General features: G+C 61.5%; 20 protein-coding genes. 11 read left to right on the forward strand and 9 right to left on the reverse strand.

What is annotated here, in order from left to right; genetic code table 11:
- Positions 1-82: 82 nt before the first annotated feature.
- Both AC0L2V_RS29215 and AC0L2V_RS29220 read right to left on the reverse strand, forming a co-directional pair.
- Complete coding sequence (locus tag AC0L2V_RS29215; protein WP_473513583.1) at positions 83-1,975, reverse strand: L,D-transpeptidase family protein; 1,893 nt, start codon at positions 1,973-1,975, stop codon at positions 83-85.
- Between the two features lie 344 nt (positions 1,976-2,319).
- Entirely contained in the window at positions 2,320-3,231 is a 912-nt protein-coding gene (locus AC0L2V_RS29220) for an alpha/beta hydrolase (RefSeq protein WP_473513581.1), read from the reverse strand.
- Between the two features lie 47 nt (positions 3,232-3,278).
- Between AC0L2V_RS29220 and AC0L2V_RS29225 the strand changes: the two genes are divergently transcribed.
- Complete coding sequence (locus AC0L2V_RS29225; protein WP_091590958.1) at positions 3,279-3,731, forward strand: MarR family winged helix-turn-helix transcriptional regulator; 453 nt, start codon at positions 3,279-3,281, stop codon at positions 3,729-3,731.
- Positions 3,732-3,736: 5 nt separating this feature from the next.
- On the opposite strand, the gene AC0L2V_RS29230 is transcribed toward AC0L2V_RS29225, so the two are convergent.
- A complete protein-coding gene (locus AC0L2V_RS29230; protein ID WP_473513579.1) occupies positions 3,737-4,348 on the reverse strand; it encodes a pyridoxamine 5'-phosphate oxidase family protein in 612 nt (203 codons plus the stop codon).
- 65 nt (positions 4,349-4,413) lie between these two features.
- On the reverse strand, positions 4,414-4,767 hold the full coding sequence (locus AC0L2V_RS29235) for a gamma-butyrobetaine hydroxylase family protein (RefSeq protein WP_023801862.1): 354 nt from the start codon (positions 4,765-4,767) through the stop codon (positions 4,414-4,416).
- A 326-nt stretch (positions 4,768-5,093) separates the two neighbouring features.
- Here AC0L2V_RS29235 and moaA point away from each other — a divergent pair, with 326 nt between their 5' ends.
- The 9 genes from moaA (at position 5,094) to AC0L2V_RS29280 (ending at position 12,657) form a co-directional block, all read left to right on the forward strand.
- The gene (gene moaA, locus AC0L2V_RS29240) at positions 5,094-6,089 is read left to right on the forward strand and encodes a GTP 3',8-cyclase MoaA (protein WP_027151755.1); all 996 of its coding nucleotides are present in this window, start codon (positions 5,094-5,096) and stop codon (positions 6,087-6,089) included.
- Positions 6,090-6,237: 148 nt separating this feature from the next.
- Complete coding sequence (locus AC0L2V_RS29245; RefSeq protein ID WP_473513577.1) at positions 6,238-7,158, forward strand: DMT family transporter; 921 nt, start codon at positions 6,238-6,240, stop codon at positions 7,156-7,158.
- A gap of 63 nt (positions 7,159-7,221) precedes the next feature.
- A complete protein-coding gene (mobB, locus tag AC0L2V_RS29250) occupies positions 7,222-7,731 on the forward strand; it encodes a molybdopterin-guanine dinucleotide biosynthesis protein B (protein WP_473513576.1) in 510 nt (169 codons plus the stop codon).
- A 234-nt stretch (positions 7,732-7,965) separates the two neighbouring features.
- Complete coding sequence (locus tag AC0L2V_RS29255; protein WP_473513575.1) at positions 7,966-8,748, forward strand: ABC transporter substrate-binding protein; 783 nt, start codon at positions 7,966-7,968, stop codon at positions 8,746-8,748.
- 113 nt (positions 8,749-8,861) lie between these two features.
- Positions 8,862-9,575: an ABC transporter permease gene (locus AC0L2V_RS29260; protein ID WP_287220749.1), complete on the forward strand. Its 714-nt coding sequence runs from the start codon at positions 8,862-8,864 to the stop codon at positions 9,573-9,575.
- A complete protein-coding gene (locus AC0L2V_RS29265; RefSeq protein ID WP_473521882.1) occupies positions 9,572-10,405 on the forward strand; it encodes an ABC transporter permease in 834 nt (277 codons plus the stop codon). Before AC0L2V_RS29260 ends, AC0L2V_RS29265 begins: the two co-directional genes overlap by 4 nt.
- 62 nt (positions 10,406-10,467) lie before the next feature.
- Positions 10,468-11,337, forward strand: a complete 870-nt coding sequence (locus AC0L2V_RS29270) for an NAD(P)-dependent oxidoreductase (protein WP_473513588.1) — start codon at positions 10,468-10,470, stop codon at positions 11,335-11,337.
- A gap of 8 nt (positions 11,338-11,345) precedes the next feature.
- Positions 11,346-12,047 carry a DNA alkylation repair protein gene (locus tag AC0L2V_RS29275; RefSeq protein ID WP_473513572.1) on the forward strand — a complete coding sequence of 234 codons (702 nt, stop codon included), beginning with the start codon at positions 11,346-11,348 and terminating at the stop codon, positions 12,045-12,047.
- Positions 12,010-12,657: a GNAT family N-acetyltransferase gene (locus tag AC0L2V_RS29280; protein ID WP_473521883.1), complete on the forward strand. Its 648-nt coding sequence runs from the start codon at positions 12,010-12,012 to the stop codon at positions 12,655-12,657. Before AC0L2V_RS29275 ends, AC0L2V_RS29280 begins: the two co-directional genes overlap by 38 nt.
- Here the strand turns inward: AC0L2V_RS29280 and AC0L2V_RS29285 are convergent.
- Positions 12,603-13,958 carry a DUF7986 domain-containing protein gene (locus AC0L2V_RS29285; protein ID WP_473513568.1) on the reverse strand — a complete coding sequence of 452 codons (1,356 nt, stop codon included), beginning with the start codon at positions 13,956-13,958 and terminating at the stop codon, positions 12,603-12,605. The two genes, AC0L2V_RS29280 and AC0L2V_RS29285, sit on opposite strands and share 55 nt — an antisense overlap.
- Before the next feature lie 321 nt (positions 13,959-14,279).
- On the opposite strand from AC0L2V_RS29285, the gene AC0L2V_RS29290 reads away from it, so the two are divergent.
- Positions 14,280-14,846: a DUF3299 domain-containing protein gene (locus AC0L2V_RS29290; RefSeq protein ID WP_473513566.1), complete on the forward strand. Its 567-nt coding sequence runs from the start codon at positions 14,280-14,282 to the stop codon at positions 14,844-14,846.
- A gap of 11 nt (positions 14,847-14,857) precedes the next feature.
- Here AC0L2V_RS29290 and AC0L2V_RS29295 read toward each other — a convergent pair whose 3' ends face one another.
- The 4 genes from AC0L2V_RS29295 to AC0L2V_RS29310 all read right to left on the reverse strand — a co-directional run bounded on the left by AC0L2V_RS29295 (position 14,858) and on the right by AC0L2V_RS29310 (position 17,473).
- On the reverse strand, positions 14,858-15,349 hold the full coding sequence (locus AC0L2V_RS29295; protein ID WP_006333679.1) for an Lrp/AsnC family transcriptional regulator: 492 nt from the start codon (positions 15,347-15,349) through the stop codon (positions 14,858-14,860).
- 119 nt (positions 15,350-15,468) lie between these two features.
- Positions 15,469-16,086, reverse strand: a complete 618-nt coding sequence (locus AC0L2V_RS29300) for a uracil-DNA glycosylase family protein (RefSeq protein ID WP_473513564.1) — start codon at positions 16,084-16,086, stop codon at positions 15,469-15,471.
- A 14-nt stretch (positions 16,087-16,100) separates the two neighbouring features.
- Positions 16,101-16,712, reverse strand: a complete 612-nt coding sequence (locus AC0L2V_RS29305; protein WP_473493234.1) for a glutathione S-transferase — start codon at positions 16,710-16,712, stop codon at positions 16,101-16,103.
- A 137-nt stretch (positions 16,713-16,849) separates the two neighbouring features.
- Entirely contained in the window at positions 16,850-17,473 is a 624-nt protein-coding gene (locus AC0L2V_RS29310; protein WP_473513561.1) for a thermonuclease family protein, read from the reverse strand.
- Positions 17,474-17,488: the final 15 nt, after the last annotated feature.

The following is a 17,488-nucleotide window of genomic DNA, read 5'->3' on the forward strand; positions in this document are numbered from 1 at the left end:
CCAGCCAGCATGTTGAATCAAATCCCCGCTGATTTGGGAATCCCCCTTCGATTCAGCCTCTCTTCATCCCGCTCTAGCATCCTCAGATCGCCGGCGAGCGCACTGCTTGCGTGCTGTCGAGCGCCTGCTGCAGCCGCGCGTCGCGGTCGTAGACGTCGCTGAAATATTCGACCTTGCCGGACATATCAGGCCAGGCGGTGAAATAGGCGACATAGACCGGGATCCTGCGCGCTACCTTCTCCGTCGCATGTCCGTGCTTCAGCTTCTCCGCGATGTCATCGACCGAGGTGCCGAGCACGGCCGCTGCCATGCCGCGCGGATCCTGCAGGCGAACGCAGCCATGGCTGAGCGCGCGCATGTCACGCTGGAAAAACGTCTTTTGCGGCGTGTCGTGCATGTAGATGGCGTGCTTGTTGGGGAACAGGATCTTCAGTTCGCCCAGCGCATTGGCCTCGCTCGGCAGCTGGCGCACGCCATAAGGTATTTTTGCGCCATAGGCGCCCCAATTGACCGAGGAGGACGGAATGCGTTTGCCGCGCGCATTGACCACTTCGTAGCCGGCGCGGTCGAGATAGCCGGGATCCCTGCGCAGCCGGGGCAGCATCTCGTTGACGAGGATCGACTGCGGCACGCCCCAATAGGGATGGAAGTCGACCTGCTCGAGCTGGTCGTAGAAGAAGGAAGTCTGGTTGGTGGTCTTGCCGATGACGACGCGGGTCTTCAGCTTCTCCTCGCCATTTTCGATGTAGCTCGCGGTAAACGCCGGCTGGTTGATGAAGACACGCGGGCTGCCGAGATCGGATGGCAGCCAGCGCAACTCTTCCAGCGCGACCTGCACCTTTTGAATCTTGTCGGCTTTGGACGTCCCGACCAGCGCCGCGACGGTGCGCGGACCGATGACGCCGTCGCCCTTCATGCCAGCCTTTTTCTGCACCGCCTTGATGACCGGCACCAGTTCCGGATCATAGACCTCGCTGGTGGCGAGCCTGGCCAATATCTCGCCATAGGCGCCGCCCATCTCGTCGTCGAGATTGCGCGCGATCTTCGCCAGAAGCTTCGGCAGTTCGGGGCTGGTCTCTTCCGGCTTCAGCAACAGCTTGGGATCGACGACGATGTCGTCGTCGGCGCTGGCCTGAAGTGATTCCAGTTCGACGCGCAGTGCCTGGTATTCGGCGTTCTGCGGATGCCGTGATTCGAGATAGGTGCGCACTTGCCGGGTGCGCGTCAGCGTTTTCAGCACGCCTTCCATGTCGAGCGGCTTGGCCGGGAAATCATAGTAGCCGGTGATGCGATTGGGATCGACGCGGCCACTGTGCGCGTCGCGGACATAGCGCAAGACGCGCGCTGACAGCGCCATCTCGAAGCGGACGAGCTGCTTGAGCCGCGCATCGGCGCTGCCGGTCGATGCGCCGGCGGCAGGCACTTCAACCGTATAGTCGGCCGGCATGAGGCCATAGCTGGTTGCCTCGCCAAGCACCCGCACCGCATCTTGCGCGCGACTGTTGGCATTGGCTCCCGTCACCCAGACGAAATCCGGATTGGCCGCGTAATAGGCGACGAGTGCCTTGGCGATGTCCTTCTCGGCGTAGAGCTCGTAATCGTGGAGTCCGGCAATCGCTTCGCGGAAGGCAGCGCCGGTGGCGGACGACGGCTGGAATGCGGCGTCCTGCGGCATTGCCGGCTCCGGCGCTGCCGTCAGCGTCGAGAAGTCGACGCGCACGAGCGGGTCGCTCTTGTAGGTGTAATAGGACGGGCTGCGGATACGAGAGGCAGCGGGCGCCGTGGCATATGGCTTGTATTTCAGCCTCTGCCTCGACGGCGGCAGGGGGAAATCACCTCGCGGCGAATGCCTGACACCACCGCCGAAGAGCCTCTCGAAAAACCCTTGCGCGTCTGCCTGCGGCACGCCGAAGGCCAGCATTGCCGCGACCGCCGCAAGCGGCATCACGGTTGCCTTGTTTCCGAGGAATTTCATGGAATCACCCGCTCCGGCTGCAGCCGGCTCCCGTTCCGCATCGCTTGACGGTCTCGCCCACCGCATCATGGATGTAGGGCGCGACTACACCGATTCATACTGATTTCGTTAAGCTTTCATAAATTTCAGAACGTCTCTGTTGCAGAACGGTTTCACAACGGTGGCAGCCGAAGCGAATCGGCTCCGCTCCGGCTCCAGCGAATAGCACTGAGGCCGGGCGATGACGCCGCCGGCGATGGGAATCAACTCGACCAGCCGCATTCGGTTGCAAGGAAGCGCTCTTCCTCGAATCGCTCTTCCTTGAAGCGGTCGACTTTTGACACGCAGGTCGAAGCCGCCGGTGTTTAATGCAGCGATACCGGCTGCCGGTGTTCGGCAACGAAGCCGACCGCACGCTCGACCACGCCCTTGTCGGCGAGGATGCGGCGGTGGCCGAGCCCGTCGGCCCAGTACAGCCGCACATGGTCGCCGGCCCCGGCATAGAGCCTTGCATGGTCGGCGGACACCTCGCGGTCGTCCGGCGCATGGATGACCAGCGTTGGCACCGGCGTGCCGGCAAGCTGGCGGTCGCCGGTGAATTCGTGCAGCGGCCGGCCGGCGATGCGTTCGACCCGGTCGGCCATGGCGGCCTGCGAGCGTGGGCCGACACTGAGCATGCGGCTGAAATCGTTGAAGATCGCCGGCAGCGAACTCGGTGCCGCGATCAGCACCAGCCGCCCGGCCGGCAGCGGCGGAATGGCCTTGACCGAACCGGCGACGGCATTGGCGGCGACGGCGCCGCCGAAGGAATGGCCGACGACCGCCACGAACGGGCCGAACCACTCGCCGGTCAGCCGAGCGGCCTCGACAGCGCTGACCAATGTGAGCCGGCGTCCCTGCGATTGGCCGTGGCCCGGCAGGTCGAGCGAGACAACCTTGTAGCCGGCGCCTCGATAGGCTTCGATCAGCGTGCGCATATATTCGGTGCGCGAACGCCAGCCATGGATGACGAGCACCGTTCCGGCGGCCCGCCTGCCCGGCTCTGGCCTGAATTCATGCACCATGACGCAGCCGTTTTTGGTCTTCAGCCGATGATGGCGCGCCTCGGCCATGAAGCCGGCGGCGCGGTCGACGGCGCGTCGCTCGCCGTCGCTGAGAATTTTGGCGTTCGGCGTGCGGCAGAACAGTTCGAATGCCGCGCGCCCGGTAAGGCGGGGAGCCACATGTTCGGCGGCGGCAAACACGCCCCGGATGACCTTCAATCCAAATGATGCCATAGTGGCGATCCATCCATTCGTTCAAGCATGAACATAATAGTTCAAACATGAACATTAAACAAGAGCTGCCCTGGGACAACCCGCGTTTTCGCAACTGGGTCGCGGTGGCGCGCGCCTGCCATGTCCTGGAACGCACGCTGGCAGTGAAGCTTGCGCCGCTGGACCTGAAGCCGGCGCAGCTCGACGTGCTGATGAACCTTTACCGCCATCCCGGCATGTCGCAGCACGATCTCGCCCGCCGGCTCCTGGTCGGCCGTTCCAACATCACCATGCTTTTGCCGCAACTCGAGACACGCGGCCTGCTGCGCCGCGAAGGCGATCAGAAGGACAAGCGCGTGCTGCGCCTGACCCTGACCGAAGCCGGCACGGAACTGCTGATGCAGGCGCTGAAGGTTCATATGGCGCTGATCGAGAAAGCGATGAGCCAGTCGACGCCGGAGCAATGCGACATGATCGGCGAGCAGATGCGCAAAATTGCCGACGTGCTCAAGGAAGCGTGACCCGCTCACCAGATCGACTTTTTCGCGCGCTCCGGCCATTCCCTGTCGTAAGCCTCGCCGTCGATGCCTTTCCGGCTGGTGATTTCCAGGATCTTTCCGGGTGTCGGCAGCGACTTCGGGTCGACATGCCTCGCCGGGTTCCACAGTTCCGACCGATGGACGGCGCGAGCGCACTGGAAATAGACCGAATCGACATCGATGACCGTGACCGAACGCGCCGGTCTGCCGTCGACGCTGAACGAGGCACACAGCGCGGCATCCGTGGTGATGTGGGCGCGGCCGTTGACGCGCAGCGTGGTGCCGCAGCCTGGGACCAGGAACAACAGGCCGACGCGCGGATCGCGAATGATGTTTTTTAGCGAATCGGCACGGTTGTTGCCGCGCCGGTCCGGCATCATCAGGGTTTTCGGATCATGGATGCGGACGAAGCCGGCGAGATCGCCGCGCGGCGAGCAATCCAGCCCTTCCGGCCCGCTGGTCGCGAGCGCGGCAAAAGGCGAGGCCTCGATGAAGGCGGCGTATTCGGGAATGACATGGTCGAGCTCCTTGACCAGCGACGTCTCGCCGGGCAGCCCATAGAGCGCTTCGAGCTGTTCGACCGTGGTGATGACGGACATGTTTTCGCCTCCGAGCATCCGCAGCCGCTACTCCAAATCGGTGACGCTTTGACCACGGGCCGGAGCTATCGATCGCGGCTTAGCCCCTTCTCTTCCAGCTCGGCGAGATAGGCGGCCCAGCGTGCGTCCTTCTCATGACCCAGCGTATGCAGGTAGTTCCAGGTGAAGATGCCGGTATCGTGGAAATCGTCGAAGGTGATGCGGACGGCATAGTTGCCGACCGGTTCGATCTTCAGGATCGCAACGTTGCGCTTGCCGGGAACGGTCACGCGCTGTTCGGGCGAATGGCCCTGAACTTCGGCGGATGGCGAGGCCACCCGCAGCAGCTCCGCCGGCAGCTCGAACGGCTGATGGCCAGGGAACGTCACGGTTAGCAGCCTGCGGTCCTTCGAGACCCTGAGTTCCTTCGGCGCCGTCATGGTGATAGGTTCCGCATCATCTGTCCTTCCCTACGCCGCTTCGCGCAGCGGGAAAAGGCCGCTTCGAAACTTCCGACACGATCCGTGGTGGCGCGATGTTGCCTAATGCATGTCGCGCAAAAGCATGCCCTCTGGCCTGACCCGAGGGTGTGCAGCGGTTTTGCGATAACGACATGCATAAAACAACAACCTAAAGCGCGTCGCATGAGACCGGTCGAACGCGACGCGCTTTAGGGATCGAAACTTCTTGTCTTGAATGGCAGGTTGGATCGTATCACATAGCCATATATAACGATGCCGTTCGCAACCACGGGAAACGCACCAGCATGGACATGATCGATCCTTTTGGTCGCACGATCAGCTATCTGCGCGTTTCGGTCACCGACCGCTGCGACTTTCGCTGCACCTATTGCATGGCCGAAGACATGGCGTTCCTTCCCAAGAAGGATTTGCTGTCGCTGGAAGAACTCGACCGGCTATGCACGGTTTTCATCGAAAAGGGCGTCAGGAAACTGCGTCTTACCGGCGGCGAGCCGCTGGTGCGCAAGAACATCATGCATCTTGTGCGTCAGATTTCGCGTCATCTCGAAAGCGGCGCTCTGGAAGAATTGACGCTGACCACCAACGGCTCGCAGCTTTCGCGCTTTGCCGCTGAACTCGCCGATTGCGGGGTCAAGCGCATCAACGTTTCGCTGGACACGCTGGACCCGGAAAAATTCCGTCAGATTACCCGCTGGGGCAATCTCGACAAGGTCATGGATGGCATCGACGCCGCGCAGGCAGCGGGACTGAAGGTGAAGCTCAATGCGGTGGCGCTGAAGGATTTCAATGACGCCGAACTGCCCGAGATGCTGCGCTGGGCGCACGGCCGCGGCATGGAGTTGACTGTCATCGAAACCATGCCGATGGGCGAGATCGACGCCGACCGCACCGACCAGTATCTGCCGCTGTCGCTGCTGCGCGCAGCACTCGAGCGGCAGTTCACGCTGACCGACATCCCCTACAAGACCGGTGGCCCGGCCCGCTACGTCCACGTCGCCGAGACCGGTGGCAGGCTCGGCTTCATCACGCCGATGACGCATAATTTTTGCGAAAGCTGCAACCGCGTCCGGCTGACCTGCACCGGCACGCTCTATATGTGCCTCGGCCAGGAAGATGCCGCCGACCTGCGCGCACCGTTGCGTGCATCCGAAGGCAACGAACTGGTCGCCGACGCCATCGACGAAGCCATTGGCCGCAAGCCGAAGGGCCACGATTTCATCATCGACCGCCGCACCAACCGTCCATCGGTATCGCGGCACATGAGCGTCACCGGCGGCTGATCCTTTTTGGTCGCACCGCCGCAATAGATCCAGCCGCTCTTGCGAGGAGGTTGTAACGAGCCGCCGAAGGCCGTGGACCAGCCCTTTGACGTTGCTGTCTTGCCGCCGGCTGGTAGAGGCTTGAAGCAGGACCACAGTGGTAACGCCTTTGCTTTTTTCCCCAAATCTTCGCGGTGCACTGTTCATGGTGGTGGCGATGAGTGGTTTCACCCTCAACGACGCGATCACCAAAGTCGCGTCGGAATCCATGAACATGGCGCAGGTCATGCTGATCCGCGGCGCCTTCGCTTCGCTTTTCGTAGGCCTGCTTGCCTGGCAACGCGGTGCGCTTGCCGTGCCCGGCTCGATGCTGCAGCCGATGGTGGCGATACGCGTGATCGGCGAAGCCGGCGCTACCGCGTCGTTTCTCATCGCCCTTGCCCATCTGCCGATTGCCAATGTCTCGGCCGTGCTGCAGGCGCTGCCGCTGGCGGTGACGATGGGCGCAGCACTTGTGTTCAAGGAAGGCGTCGGCTGGCGGCGCTGGCTGGCTATCGCCATCGGCTTTGCCGGCGTGCTGATCATCGTGCGGCCCGGCTTCGAGGGGTTCAGCATCTATTCGCTGCTGGCGCTGGCCTGTGTCGCCTGTTGTGCGGTGCGTGACCTCGCCACCAAGCGGATACCGCAAGCCATTCCGACATTGCTGGTGTCGACCACCACGGCAGTCGCCATGACCGTGCTCGGCGCGGCGCTGCTTTTGCCGATGGGCGGGTGGACACCGATGACGGGGGAAAGCACGGCGTTCCTGGCATTGGCGGCAGTGCTCGTGGTCATCGGCTACCAGTTCATCATCATGGCGATGCGGGTGGGCGACATCTCGTTCATCGCGCCGTTCCGCTACACGGCCCTGCTCTGGTCGATCCTGCTTGGCCTGTTCATCTTCGGCGACGTTCCCGACCTGCCGATGATCCTCGGCGCCAGCATCATCGTCTGCTCCGGCCTCTACGCACTTTACCGCGAACGGATCGTCGGCCGGCGCAAGACAGCCGCCGAAAGCGCTGGACCTGATATGGCGCCGGACGGCATATAGGCGCTTGCCGTTCGCCACGAGTAACCTTGTCCGTGTCGAGGGTCAGTTGCAGAGCATGAAGCCATGATGAGACGCGTCTTCGGTATCACCGGCTGGAAGAATTCCGGCAAGACGACACTGACCGAAAAGCTGGTCGCCGAACTCGTCCGGCGTGGCTGGAAAGTCTCGACGGTAAAACACGCCCATCATGCCTTCGACATTGACAAACCGGGGGCGGACAGTTTTCGCCATAGGCAGGCCGGGGCCACTGAAGTCGCCATCGTGTCGGACAGGCGCTGGGCACTGATGCACGAATTGCGCGGCGAGGACGAGCCGACGCTGGATGCGATCCTGTCGCGGCTCGGCACCGCCGACATCGTGCTGGTCGAAGGCTACAAGCGCGAGGCGCACAGCAAGATCGAGACGCGGCGGATGGAGGCCAAGGACTGGGCACCGCTTTCGGCAAATGATCCGCACACCGTCGCTATCGCCGCCGACTTCGCCATAGCCGACGAAAGCCTGCCTGTCTTCGATCTCGACGACACCAGATCGATAGCCGACTTCATCGAGCGCGCGACAGGTTTGACGCGCTGAGGGTACTGCCGAAGAAGCATCGGCCGCCCCCTGTTTCCTCGTTGCCCCCCTGTTTTCCTCGGTTGTTTGCCTGCCGCAACGTCAGCATTGTCCGGCAATGCGAAACCCGCAAGCAACGGTTTTACAGTTGCTTTTTCTTGGGAAAGAATGGGAGTATCGCGCCAGCGGGCGGTCAACAGAACCGCCTACAGAGCCGTTTGGAACGACGGCCGGGAACATACAGAGAGGACTATCATGCGTATTGCACTGCGTATAGCGCTCGCCGCATCGGCGGCGCTGCTGACCTTGGGCGTTGCCCAGGCTCAGGAAAAAACCTTGAGGATCGGCACGGAGGGAGCCTATCCGCCGTTCAACAACCTGACCGCTGATGGCCAGCTCGAGGGCTTCGACATCGATATCGCCAAGGCGCTTTGCGACGAGATGAAGGTGACGTGCACTTTCGTCGCGCAGGATTGGGATGGCATCATCCCGGCGCTTCAGGCCGGCAAGTTCGACGCCATCGTTGCCTCGATGTCGATTACGCCGGAGCGTGCCGAGAAGGTCGACTTCACCAACAAATACTACAACACGCCGCCGGCGATCGCCGCGCCCAAGGACAGCGATATCAAAGGCGTGACCAAAGAGGACCTGGCCGGCAAGACGATCGGCGTGCAGGCGTCCACCACCCACTTCAATTATTCAACCAAAACTTATGCCGACAGCACAATCAAGCCGTACCCGACCGCGCAGGAATACCAGCTCGATCTCGCCAATGGCCGCGTTGATGCGGTCAACGACGACATCACCGTCATCGAAGGCTGGCTTGCCACGCCGGACGGCGCCTGCTGCAAGCTGATCGGCGCGATCACACCCGACATCGAGATCCATGGTCCGGGCGCCGGCATCGCGGTACGCAAGGGCGATACCGCGTTGGTCAATCAGTTCAATAAGGCGATCGACGCCATCCGCGCCAACGGAAAGTACAAGGAAATCAACGACAAGTACTTCAAGTACGACGTCTACGGCGGCGAGTCCTGATCCTTCCGGGTTGACGGCGAACGGCGGGACATCCCCGCCGTTTGCACAAGGCGCGGCGCGCCAGGGCTGACGCCGCGCTCTCAAAAAAAGCATAGAGGAGAACAGGCAGGCGGATGCAAAGCGTTTGGACGCTGCTCAGTTGGGGACCCGAAGGCTGGCTCGACGACATCGCCTATGGTGTTTTCATCACCGTTTCGCTTGCAGCCGCGACCCTGCCTCTCGGTCTGGTGATCGGCTTTCTGGTTGCGCTGGCCAAGCAATCCAACGAGCCGTCACTGCGGCTGGCCGGCAATATCTACACCACGATCTTTCGTGGATTGCCTGAGTTGCTGACCCTGTTCATCATCTTTTACGGCGCGCAAATCGGCATTCAGCAATTGATGCGCCTGTATGACCCGACCGCCGCGGTCGAAGTGAATGCTTTTGTTTCCGGCATGATCGCGCTCGGCGTCGTCTTCTCGTCCTACGCCAGCGAGGTCTTCCTCTCGGCATTCCGCGCCATCCCGAAGGGACAGTATGAGGGCGGCTATTCGGTTGGCCTGTCTGGCTGGCACACGATGCGCCTTGTGGTGCTGCCGCAGCTTATCCGTATCGCACTGCCGGGTCTTGCCAATCTGTGGCTCATCCTTCTCAAGGATACCGCCTTGGTTTCCGCCATCGGTCTTACCGACATATTGCGGCAAGCGGGCGTCGCCGCCCGCGTCACCAAGCACGCCTTCCTGTTTTTCGGTGTTGCCGCGCTTATTTATCTGCTCCTCGCCATCATATCGTCCTTCGGCATCAATGCGATCGAACGTGCGGTCGGCCGCCAGCAGGTGCAGCGATGAGTGCGGCAGCAGCCGACGTGGCGAGGAAGGTCGAAAAACCGCCAGCAATCCCGCACGGCTGGCCGCGCCAACGTATTCTCGGCTACGCGCTGGTCTGTATGTGGATAGCTTTTCTCGCCGGGATTGCTGCCTACCTCATTGTCGCCTGGAACGGCGAGCTTTTCGCGAAATATGCGCCATCCTATGTGACAGGGCTAGGTGTGACGCTTTTGCTGGTCGCCATCTCGATCGTGCTTGGCGCCGTCCTGTCGGTGCCGATCGCCTATGCCCGCATGTCGAAAAACCGGTTTCTTTCAGGTCTTGCCTACGCCTATGTCTATTTCTTCCGCGGCACGCCGCTGCTGGCCCAGACCTTCCTTGTCTATTACGGCGTAGGCTCGTTCCGGCCGCAGCTCGATATGATTGGCCTCTGGGGTTTTTTCCGCGAGGCGTTCAACTGCGCAATCTTCGCTTTCTCGCTCAATACTGCCGCCTATCAGGCTGAAATCCTGCGCGGCGCGATCGAGAGCGTGCCCAGAGGCCAGTGGGAGGGCGCCGCCTCGCTCGGCCTGCACAAATTGCAGACGATGTGGAAGATCATCCTGCCGCAGGCACTGATCGTGGCGCTGCGTCCCTACGGCAACGAGATCATCCTGATGATCAAGGGCTCGGCGATCGTAGCCATCATCACCGTCTATGATCTGATGGGCATCACGAAGCTCACCTATTCGCGCACTTTCGACTTCCAGTCCTATGTCTGGGCGGCGATCATCTATCTGATCATTGTCGAGATACTCCGCCACGCGGTCGAGTGGATAGAACGGCACATTACCATACATCTGCACCGCTGACTCCCATAGCTTTGCCTGATCCGCTAAGAAGGCCGGAAACAGGATTGAAGGGATTCGAAAACATGGCATCGGTGGCATTTCTCGGTCTTGGCGTCATGGGCTATCCAATGGCCGGACATCTCCGGAACAAGGGCGGCCACGACGTCACCGTCTACAACCGCACCAAGGCAAAGGCCGAGCAATGGGTTGCCCAGCATGGCGGCAGTGTTGCCGACACGCCCGCTGAGGCCGCCGACGGCAAGGATTTTGTCTTTTGCTGCGTTGGCAATGACGACGATTTGCGCGCGGTGACGATCGGAGCCGAGGGTGCGTTCCAGTCGATGAAGAAGGGAGCCATCTTCATCGACAACACCACGGCCTCGGCTGAAGTCGCGCGCGAACTGGCGGAGAAGGCGCAAGTTCGCGGTTTTTCGTTCCTCGACGCACCGGTCTCCGGCGGTCAGGCCGGCGCCGAAAACGGCATCCTGACCGTCATGGTCGGCGGCGAGCAGAAAGCCTTCGAGCAGGCGAAGCCTGTCATCGATGCCTATGCCCGCATGGTCGGGCTGATGGGCCCGGCCGGCTCCGGCCAACTCACCAAGATGATCAACCAGATCTGCATCGCCGGCCTTGTCCAAGGGCTGGCCGAAGGCATTCATTTCGGCAAGAAGGCCGGGCTCGACATCGAAAAGGTCATCGAGGTGATCTCCAAGGGCGCGGCCGGCTCATGGCAGATGGAGAACCGCCACAAGACGATGAATGCCGGCAAATATGATTTCGGCTTCGCCGTCGACTGGATGCGCAAGGATCTCGGCATCTGCCTGGCGGAGGCCGACCGCAACGGCGCCAAGCTGCCGGTGACGGCACTTGTCGACCAGTTCTACAAGGATGTGCAGGGGATGGGCGGCAAACGCTGGGACACGTCTTCGCTGCTGGCGCGATTGGAGAAGTAGGTTTTGTCGTGGCCGAGCTTTCGCCTCACTCCAGCGCCGAGGAGATTGTCGCCCATCTGCGCTCGATCGGCTCGCAGGAGAACCGCCTTGGCATGCTGCGCTACGGCATCAAGATCGAACGTGCGCTCGGAATCTCGCATGGCGTGCAGAGGCAGATTGCCAAGAAAATCAAGTGCAACCATGAGCGTGCATTCGAACTATGGGAGTCGGGCATCATGGAAGCGCAGTTCATCGCTTCCGTCACAGCCGATCCGAAGCGGTTTTCTGCTGCGGATGCAAGACGATGGGCGGCGACTTTCGACTCGTGGGATATCGTCGACGGCGTCTCCGACCTCTTTGTCGATTCGGATTGCTGGAAGGAGCTGATAGAAGAGTTTGCGGCCGACGAACACGAGTTCGTTCGACGCACGGCTTTTGCCATGATGGCCTGGTCGGTCGTCCACCGGAAGAAGGAGCCAGAGGCGACCTTCCTCGACTTCCTGCCGATCATCGAAGCGCACGCCGCCGATGGCCGTAATTTTGTGAAGAAGGCGGTGAACTGGGCGCTTCGCTCTATCGGCAAGCGATCGGTGAATTTGCACGGCGCTGCCCTTGCCTTGGCACAGAAGCTTGCCGGTTCGACCGACAAGACGGCGCGCTGGATCGGCAAGGACGCTGTACGGGAGCTTTCCGATGCCAAGACGCTCGAGCGGCTCGCCAGGAAAGGCTGACCGGAGCCAGATCCGTTTTACCGAGGTGACGCGATTGACGCGCGCCGATTTCGAGAACCTGTTCGAGCAGCCTGGCGGCCCGAAATATTGCTGGTGCATGGCCTGGCGCCACCTCGAAAACCGCGAGCACGCGTCCAACGATGAGAGGAGACGGGCCATGATGGCGCTCATCGAAGCCGGCACGCCGGTCGGTATCGTCGCCCATGCCGAAGGCAAGACCGTCGGCTGGTGCTCCGTGGCGCCACGCGAGACCTATCGCAAGCTGTCGCAGGAGCAGGACGACAGCGAGGCGGGCGTCTGGTCGATCGTTTGCTTCTATGTGCCGAGGGCGTCGCGCGGCCGTGGACTGGCAAGCGCCCTGCTTGACGCGGCCATCGATCACGCCTTCGCCAAAGGCGCCAGGACCATCGAGGCCTATCCGGTCGACCAGGCATCGCCGAGCTACCGTTTCATGGGCTTTCGAGAGATGTTCGTGGCCCGCGGATTCCACGAGATCGGCATGGCCGGCTCGCGCCGGCATGTGATGCGCCTGGAGCGCGTTGAGGACGCCAGACGCTATCGGCGCAGGTCGCGAACGCCGAGTTCCGTCCACATCCAATCAAAACTGTAAACGGCCATAGGATGGGAGCGGTCAGGCTGCTTGGCGGTCTGGTTTTCCAGATGTTTGAGCCATTCGGCCACCTTTTGCCGGCCTGTTTGGGTCTTGACGGCCTGACGCGGTGTCTTGCCATCAAGAACTTGGACCGGCTGATCGAGGGTATCCCGATAGTGTTGATCCAAGTATTCGTGAATGACCTGTTCAGTGACTTCCGGAGGAATCTTCGATGAGGGCGTCCTGCCCTCCTTGGCTGGCCGTTCAGCCATCATCTGCTTTACGGTACGGATTTCGGTAAGAGGTGTTCGGACCAGATCGCCGAGGGCTCGCTGGATCAGGGCCGTCCCTTTTTCCGCCCGCTCGGCGGAATTGGCGGATAGACACAGGAAACCGCCTTTCAACTCGACATTGCCCAACACGCGCCGACCGTTGTCCATTGTGGTGTCCAGGGAAAGCGTGCCCGCCTGCTTGGGTCTGTCCTCGCCTTGCGGCGAGTATTCCAGCCAGTTCCAGAACTGCGCATTTTCCTGCGACATGCCCGCTATGCCGTTCAGCCGGGCGGTGATGTCCTCCTGCGACGCGCCGGCGGCCAAGGGAAAGCGGACATCATGAAACATGAATTCGTCGCCTTCGGCATTTTGGACCCTCGGCATGTTCATCACCTTGTCGAGGGCGTCGAACACCCATACGAGCGTGAACATGGACGCCACCGCCCGCAGGTCTTCATCCCTCATGGCCGGCAGCTTTCTTGCGTTCTTTTTGCCGAACGTGTCCAACAGGCCATCGAACAAGGATTGGGTGGCCTCTCGGGTGAAGGGAAGAACACCGCCGGCAAGGATATTCTTTCCGAGGACGGGCACGATTCTCGCCGCGATCTTGTCCCACTGCTTCAATGTCTTGGTGGCGGTGCCCTCTTTGACGAGGATCGGCTCGCCACCGCGGAGAAGATCGCGCGCCATGAACGATTGTCCCGGAACGACGTCGCTCACCTCATACAAGGTCATGATGGAGGTGCGTAGCGCGCCGATATACGCTCTCGTTTGCGCATTTTCCTTCCAGCCTCTGCGCTTGAGATACTCATCGACGATGTTGCTGGGTTCGCCCTCGAAGTCCTGGGTCAGGAAATCCTCGAAGGCGCAGCCCCAAAGGTTCATAACTCTGTCTTCACCCAGGATCTCGGCGAGTTCTTCGAATTCCATGTCCGCGTCGCCGAGGATCGGGCCGAAATGATCGTCGAACACTTCCGCGAAACATTCGCTCCATTCGTCACGGCTGAGGAATTTCATCAGCCCGCTGAGATCATGGCTGGTCGGCATTTAATTTCTCCAGGTTCAGGCGATATTCGAAGATAGGGTCTCTGTCGTCTTGCGTCGTTTGGTCGGGTTATTCTGCGCCGCTGAGCCGACTGGGCAAGACGCTTTCGGCGATTTCCTTGCCTTTCTTCGGATCGAACTCCCCGCGCCGGCGCCGCTCTGCCTTTCGGTGTGGGCGGCAGCCCCAACGACGGTTTGCCCCGGTTAGCCCCACGGGCATGGCACTCGATGTTGCATTCTGCGATAACAAGTGGATCACCCCGTTGCCGATACTTCACGACGGGTTTACCCGATCCAGCCACGGACTGGCGAAGCATGAAGCCAATGAACAATTGTCTCAAATCAGGCGCGGCCTTGGCTGTCGCACTCGGCCTCTCCAGTGCCACCACTTCCGCCGAAACGGTGCGCATATTCTGGAGGGACCTGCGCCCGGCGACCCAGCCCGCTGCCGAAAGTGTCGGATTGCCGATGGTCGCGGCAAAAATGCCTGACCGTGGCGAGACGCTGTCTCTCAATTTGCGAGACAAGGCCATCCAACTGGCGGGCTACGCGCTGCCGCTCGATCGGGACGGCGATCTCGTCTATCAGTTCCTGCTGGTGCCGTGGACAGGGGCGTGCAGCCACATGCCGACGCCGCCGCCCAATCAGATCGTCCTCGTCACGCCCGCCCGCCCCTACAGAATGTCGCAAGCCTATCAGCCGATTGCCGTGACCGGCGCGCTGGAGCCGGGCATGGAGAAAAGTCAGCTCTTCATCCTCGACGGTGTCAGCGTGATCCAGTCGGGTTACACCGTACGCAAGGCGGAGGTGACGGATGTCGATCTCGTGCCGGACACGATCACGCTACCGGCAAACTCGCCGTGGAGTTTCCTCAACAAAAAGAAGAACTAAGCGAAAACTCCTTAGGCCGCGTTGGCGCCCGATTCCTTGTCCAGAACCATGTAGTCGAGCGGCATTTCTGTCGTGTATTTGATCTGTTCCATGGCAAACGACGACGAGACGTCGCGGATCTCGATCTTGGCGATCAGTCGCTTGTAGAAGGCGTCGTAAGCGGCGATGTCGGGCACCACCACGCGCAGGAGATAGTCGACGTCGCCGCTCATCCGGTAGAACTCGACCACTTCCGGAAATTCCTGGATGACCTCCGAAAAGCGCCGCAGCCACTCATGGCTGTGCGAATTGGTGCGGATCGACACGAACACGGTGACACGCACATTGACCTTTTCATGATCGAGGATGGCGACGCGCCGCTTGATGACGCCTTCCTCCTCGAGCTTCTGGATGCGCCGCCAGCAGGGCGTGGTCGACAGTCCGACTTTCTTGGCGACATCGGCGACCGCGAGCGTCGCGTCCTCCTGCAAGAGGCGGAGGATTTTTCTGTCAAGGCGGTCCATTTGGGCGCTCCCACGGGATAGATCAGGAATAGATTGGCTATAGTCCTTCTTATTTGGGCTATTCACAAGAAAGAAATTCTGTCAGATGGCGCAAAAGCGAGTGATTTCTTGCTTACGCGTCAGCCGAGGCGATAGCGGATTTCCGATCTCAGAAACGGCAGCAAATCCATTTCAAACCACGGATTGCGCTTCAGCCAGCCGGTGTTGCGCCACGACGGATGCGGTAGCGGCAGCACTTTCGGGATGGTGGGCGCATCCCAGATGGTGCGCCAATCCATCACCGTCTCGGTCAGCGAGGGCCGGCGCGCAGCGCCCATGTGCCAGGATTGCGCATAGAGGCCGATCGTCAGCACCAGGTCGATATGCGGCATCAGCGCCATCAGCGGCGCACGCCAGGCCGCTGCACATTCGCGGCGCGGCGGCAGGTCGCCGCCCTTGGCATCCTGGCCGGGAAAGCAAAAGCCCATCGGCACGATGGCGAATTTTGTCGTGTCGTAGAATTCTTCGCTGCTGACGCCCAGCCAGTCCCGCAACCGATCGCCGGAGGCGTCGGTGAACGGCATGCCTGACATATGCACCTTGGTGCCCGGTGCCTGGCTGGCAATCAGGATGCGGGCGCTCGACGACGGCCTGAGCACAGGGCGCGGCTCATGCGGCAGCGGCCGGCCGACCGGGTTTTCGACGCAGATTCGGCAGGCGCGTACCCTCGCCGCGAAGTTTTCCAGCTCTTCACTCATGCCTGTGGCCATTCTCAGGCGGCGGCGCTCGGCCGGCTGGAGATCGCCTGATGCCAGCGCAGCACGTTGGCACAGTCTTCCGGCACCTTGATACGCGCCGGCTTCATGAAGTCGATGGCGATCAGCCCGGTGATGTCGGCGATCGAATAGGCGTCGCCGGCAACGAATTCGCGGTTCGCCAGTTCGTCGTCGAGCAGTTTCAGGAATGCAACGGCTTTCGGCTTGTTGGCCTCGCCCCATTCGGGAATTTGCGGGATCTCCCATTCCTTCATCGCCGGATGGACGTGTCGGAACGCGGCGCTGACGCAATTGAGCAAGTTGAGCTCCATCCGTCTCTGCCACATCTCGACCAGCGCCTTGCCGAGCGCGCCGCGGCCGAACAACGCCGGTTCCGGGTGCAGTTCCTCGAAATAGCGGCAGATGGCGACGGATTCGGTGATGACGGTGCCGTCGTCGAGTTCGAGCACCGGCAGGCGCTGCAGCGGGTTGCGCAAACTGACCGGCTGCTCTTTGTGCTCCAGCGCTCCCATGTCGACGGGCACCAGCGGAACCTCAAGCCCCTTTTCAGCGAGGAAGACGCGAACCCGCCGTGGATTGGGCGCCCTGCCGCCGTCGAAGAGTTTCATCCATCCTCCTTTCGCACCGGCCCGACCGGAATCGATTGCCGGAAAGCACGACGCGAAGATTAAAAAAATCTCAGCGCATGGCTTGTATCGTCCGACTGGACGCACCTCGCTCTGTTGCAACACTATAGGGTTGACCATCACCAGAAGCGAAAAATTTCTCGCAAGCCATCGCCGATCGAAGCCAAGCGACCGTGCTTTCTTTCGACCACTTCGTGATCGCGGCTCTCGCGCCAGTCGTGCGGCTCGTCGAAAGTGCCGGCCCAGATGCCGGCCTTGCCTGATCGGGCAGCGGCCTCCTCGGTTTCAAAATCGCCATAGGCAACTGCCCAGCCGGCCTCGACCTGGGCGCGGTTGAGATCCCTGCCGCCGGCGTTGCAATCGCCGAGCAGCCGGCGGTATCGGTCGCGCTGCCAGCCGGTGCAGGAGACGGGTTTGCCTGCTATCAGACGTACCAGCGACTGCCGCGCCAGCTTGCCGCAGGGATAGCCGGCGCCGTCCTTGCGGCAGATCTGCGAATATTCTGGCGCATCAATGCCGCGCATGCGGATACGCTCGGTACCGAGCGTGATCGTATCGCCGTCATTGACGACGGCGGCACCCTCAGCCTTGCGCGTCTCGATCCGATCAAGGCGCGCCGCCAGAAGGATCAGCAGACCGAGGACAAGCATGGCCAGTGCGTAGTCCACCAGCCGGCGCCAAAGGCTTCGCGGCCGCGGCGGGACGTATCGCAGTCCCGGCCGCCGCGACCACGAACGGCTCATATGGCAAACCGTTGG

This window comes from Mesorhizobium sp. WSM4814 (genome assembly GCF_055811595.1).

What these genes read in the sequence shown, in the direction of transcription:
- AC0L2V_RS29220 (WP_473513581.1), bottom strand. Translation starts at nt 3,231, where the DNA reads ATGGCATCATTTGGATTGAAGGTCATCCGGGGCGTGTTTGCCGCCGCC.
- AC0L2V_RS29215 (WP_473513583.1), bottom strand. Translation starts at nt 1,975, where the DNA reads ATGAAATTCCTCGGAAACAAGGCAACCGTGATGCCGCTTGCGGCGGTC.
- mobB (WP_473513576.1), top strand. Translation starts at nt 7,222, where the DNA reads ATGATGAGACGCGTCTTCGGTATCACCGGCTGGAAGAATTCCGGCAAG.
- AC0L2V_RS29270 (WP_473513588.1), top strand. Translation starts at nt 10,468, where the DNA reads ATGGCATCGGTGGCATTTCTCGGTCTTGGCGTCATGGGCTATCCAATG.
- AC0L2V_RS29300 (WP_473513564.1), bottom strand. Translation starts at nt 16,086, where the DNA reads ATGAGTGAAGAGCTGGAAAACTTCGCGGCGAGGGTACGCGCCTGCCGA.
- AC0L2V_RS29305 (WP_473493234.1), bottom strand. Translation starts at nt 16,712, where the DNA reads ATGAAACTCTTCGACGGCGGCAGGGCGCCCAATCCACGGCGGGTTCGC.
- AC0L2V_RS29310 (WP_473513561.1), bottom strand. Translation starts at nt 17,473, where the DNA reads ATGAGCCGTTCGTGGTCGCGGCGGCCGGGACTGCGATACGTCCCGCCG.
- AC0L2V_RS29260 (WP_287220749.1), top strand. Translation starts at nt 8,862, where the DNA reads ATGCAAAGCGTTTGGACGCTGCTCAGTTGGGGACCCGAAGGCTGGCTC.
- AC0L2V_RS29280 (WP_473521883.1), top strand. Translation starts at nt 12,010, where the DNA reads ATGCCAAGACGCTCGAGCGGCTCGCCAGGAAAGGCTGACCGGAGCCAG.
- AC0L2V_RS29285 (WP_473513568.1), bottom strand. Translation starts at nt 13,958, where the DNA reads ATGCCGACCAGCCATGATCTCAGCGGGCTGATGAAATTCCTCAGCCGT.
- AC0L2V_RS29255 (WP_473513575.1), top strand. Translation starts at nt 7,966, where the DNA reads ATGCGTATTGCACTGCGTATAGCGCTCGCCGCATCGGCGGCGCTGCTG.
- moaA (WP_027151755.1), top strand. Translation starts at nt 5,094, where the DNA reads ATGGACATGATCGATCCTTTTGGTCGCACGATCAGCTATCTGCGCGTT.
- AC0L2V_RS29265 (WP_473521882.1), top strand. Translation starts at nt 9,572, where the DNA reads ATGAGTGCGGCAGCAGCCGACGTGGCGAGGAAGGTCGAAAAACCGCCA.
- AC0L2V_RS29225 (WP_091590958.1), top strand. Translation starts at nt 3,279, where the DNA reads ATGAACATTAAACAAGAGCTGCCCTGGGACAACCCGCGTTTTCGCAAC.
- AC0L2V_RS29230 (WP_473513579.1), bottom strand. Translation starts at nt 4,348, where the DNA reads ATGTCCGTCATCACCACGGTCGAACAGCTCGAAGCGCTCTATGGGCTG.
- AC0L2V_RS29295 (WP_006333679.1), bottom strand. Translation starts at nt 15,349, where the DNA reads ATGGACCGCCTTGACAGAAAAATCCTCCGCCTCTTGCAGGAGGACGCG.
- AC0L2V_RS29290 (WP_473513566.1), top strand. Translation starts at nt 14,280, where the DNA reads ATGAACAATTGTCTCAAATCAGGCGCGGCCTTGGCTGTCGCACTCGGC.
- AC0L2V_RS29235 (WP_023801862.1), bottom strand. Translation starts at nt 4,767, where the DNA reads ATGACGGCGCCGAAGGAACTCAGGGTCTCGAAGGACCGCAGGCTGCTA.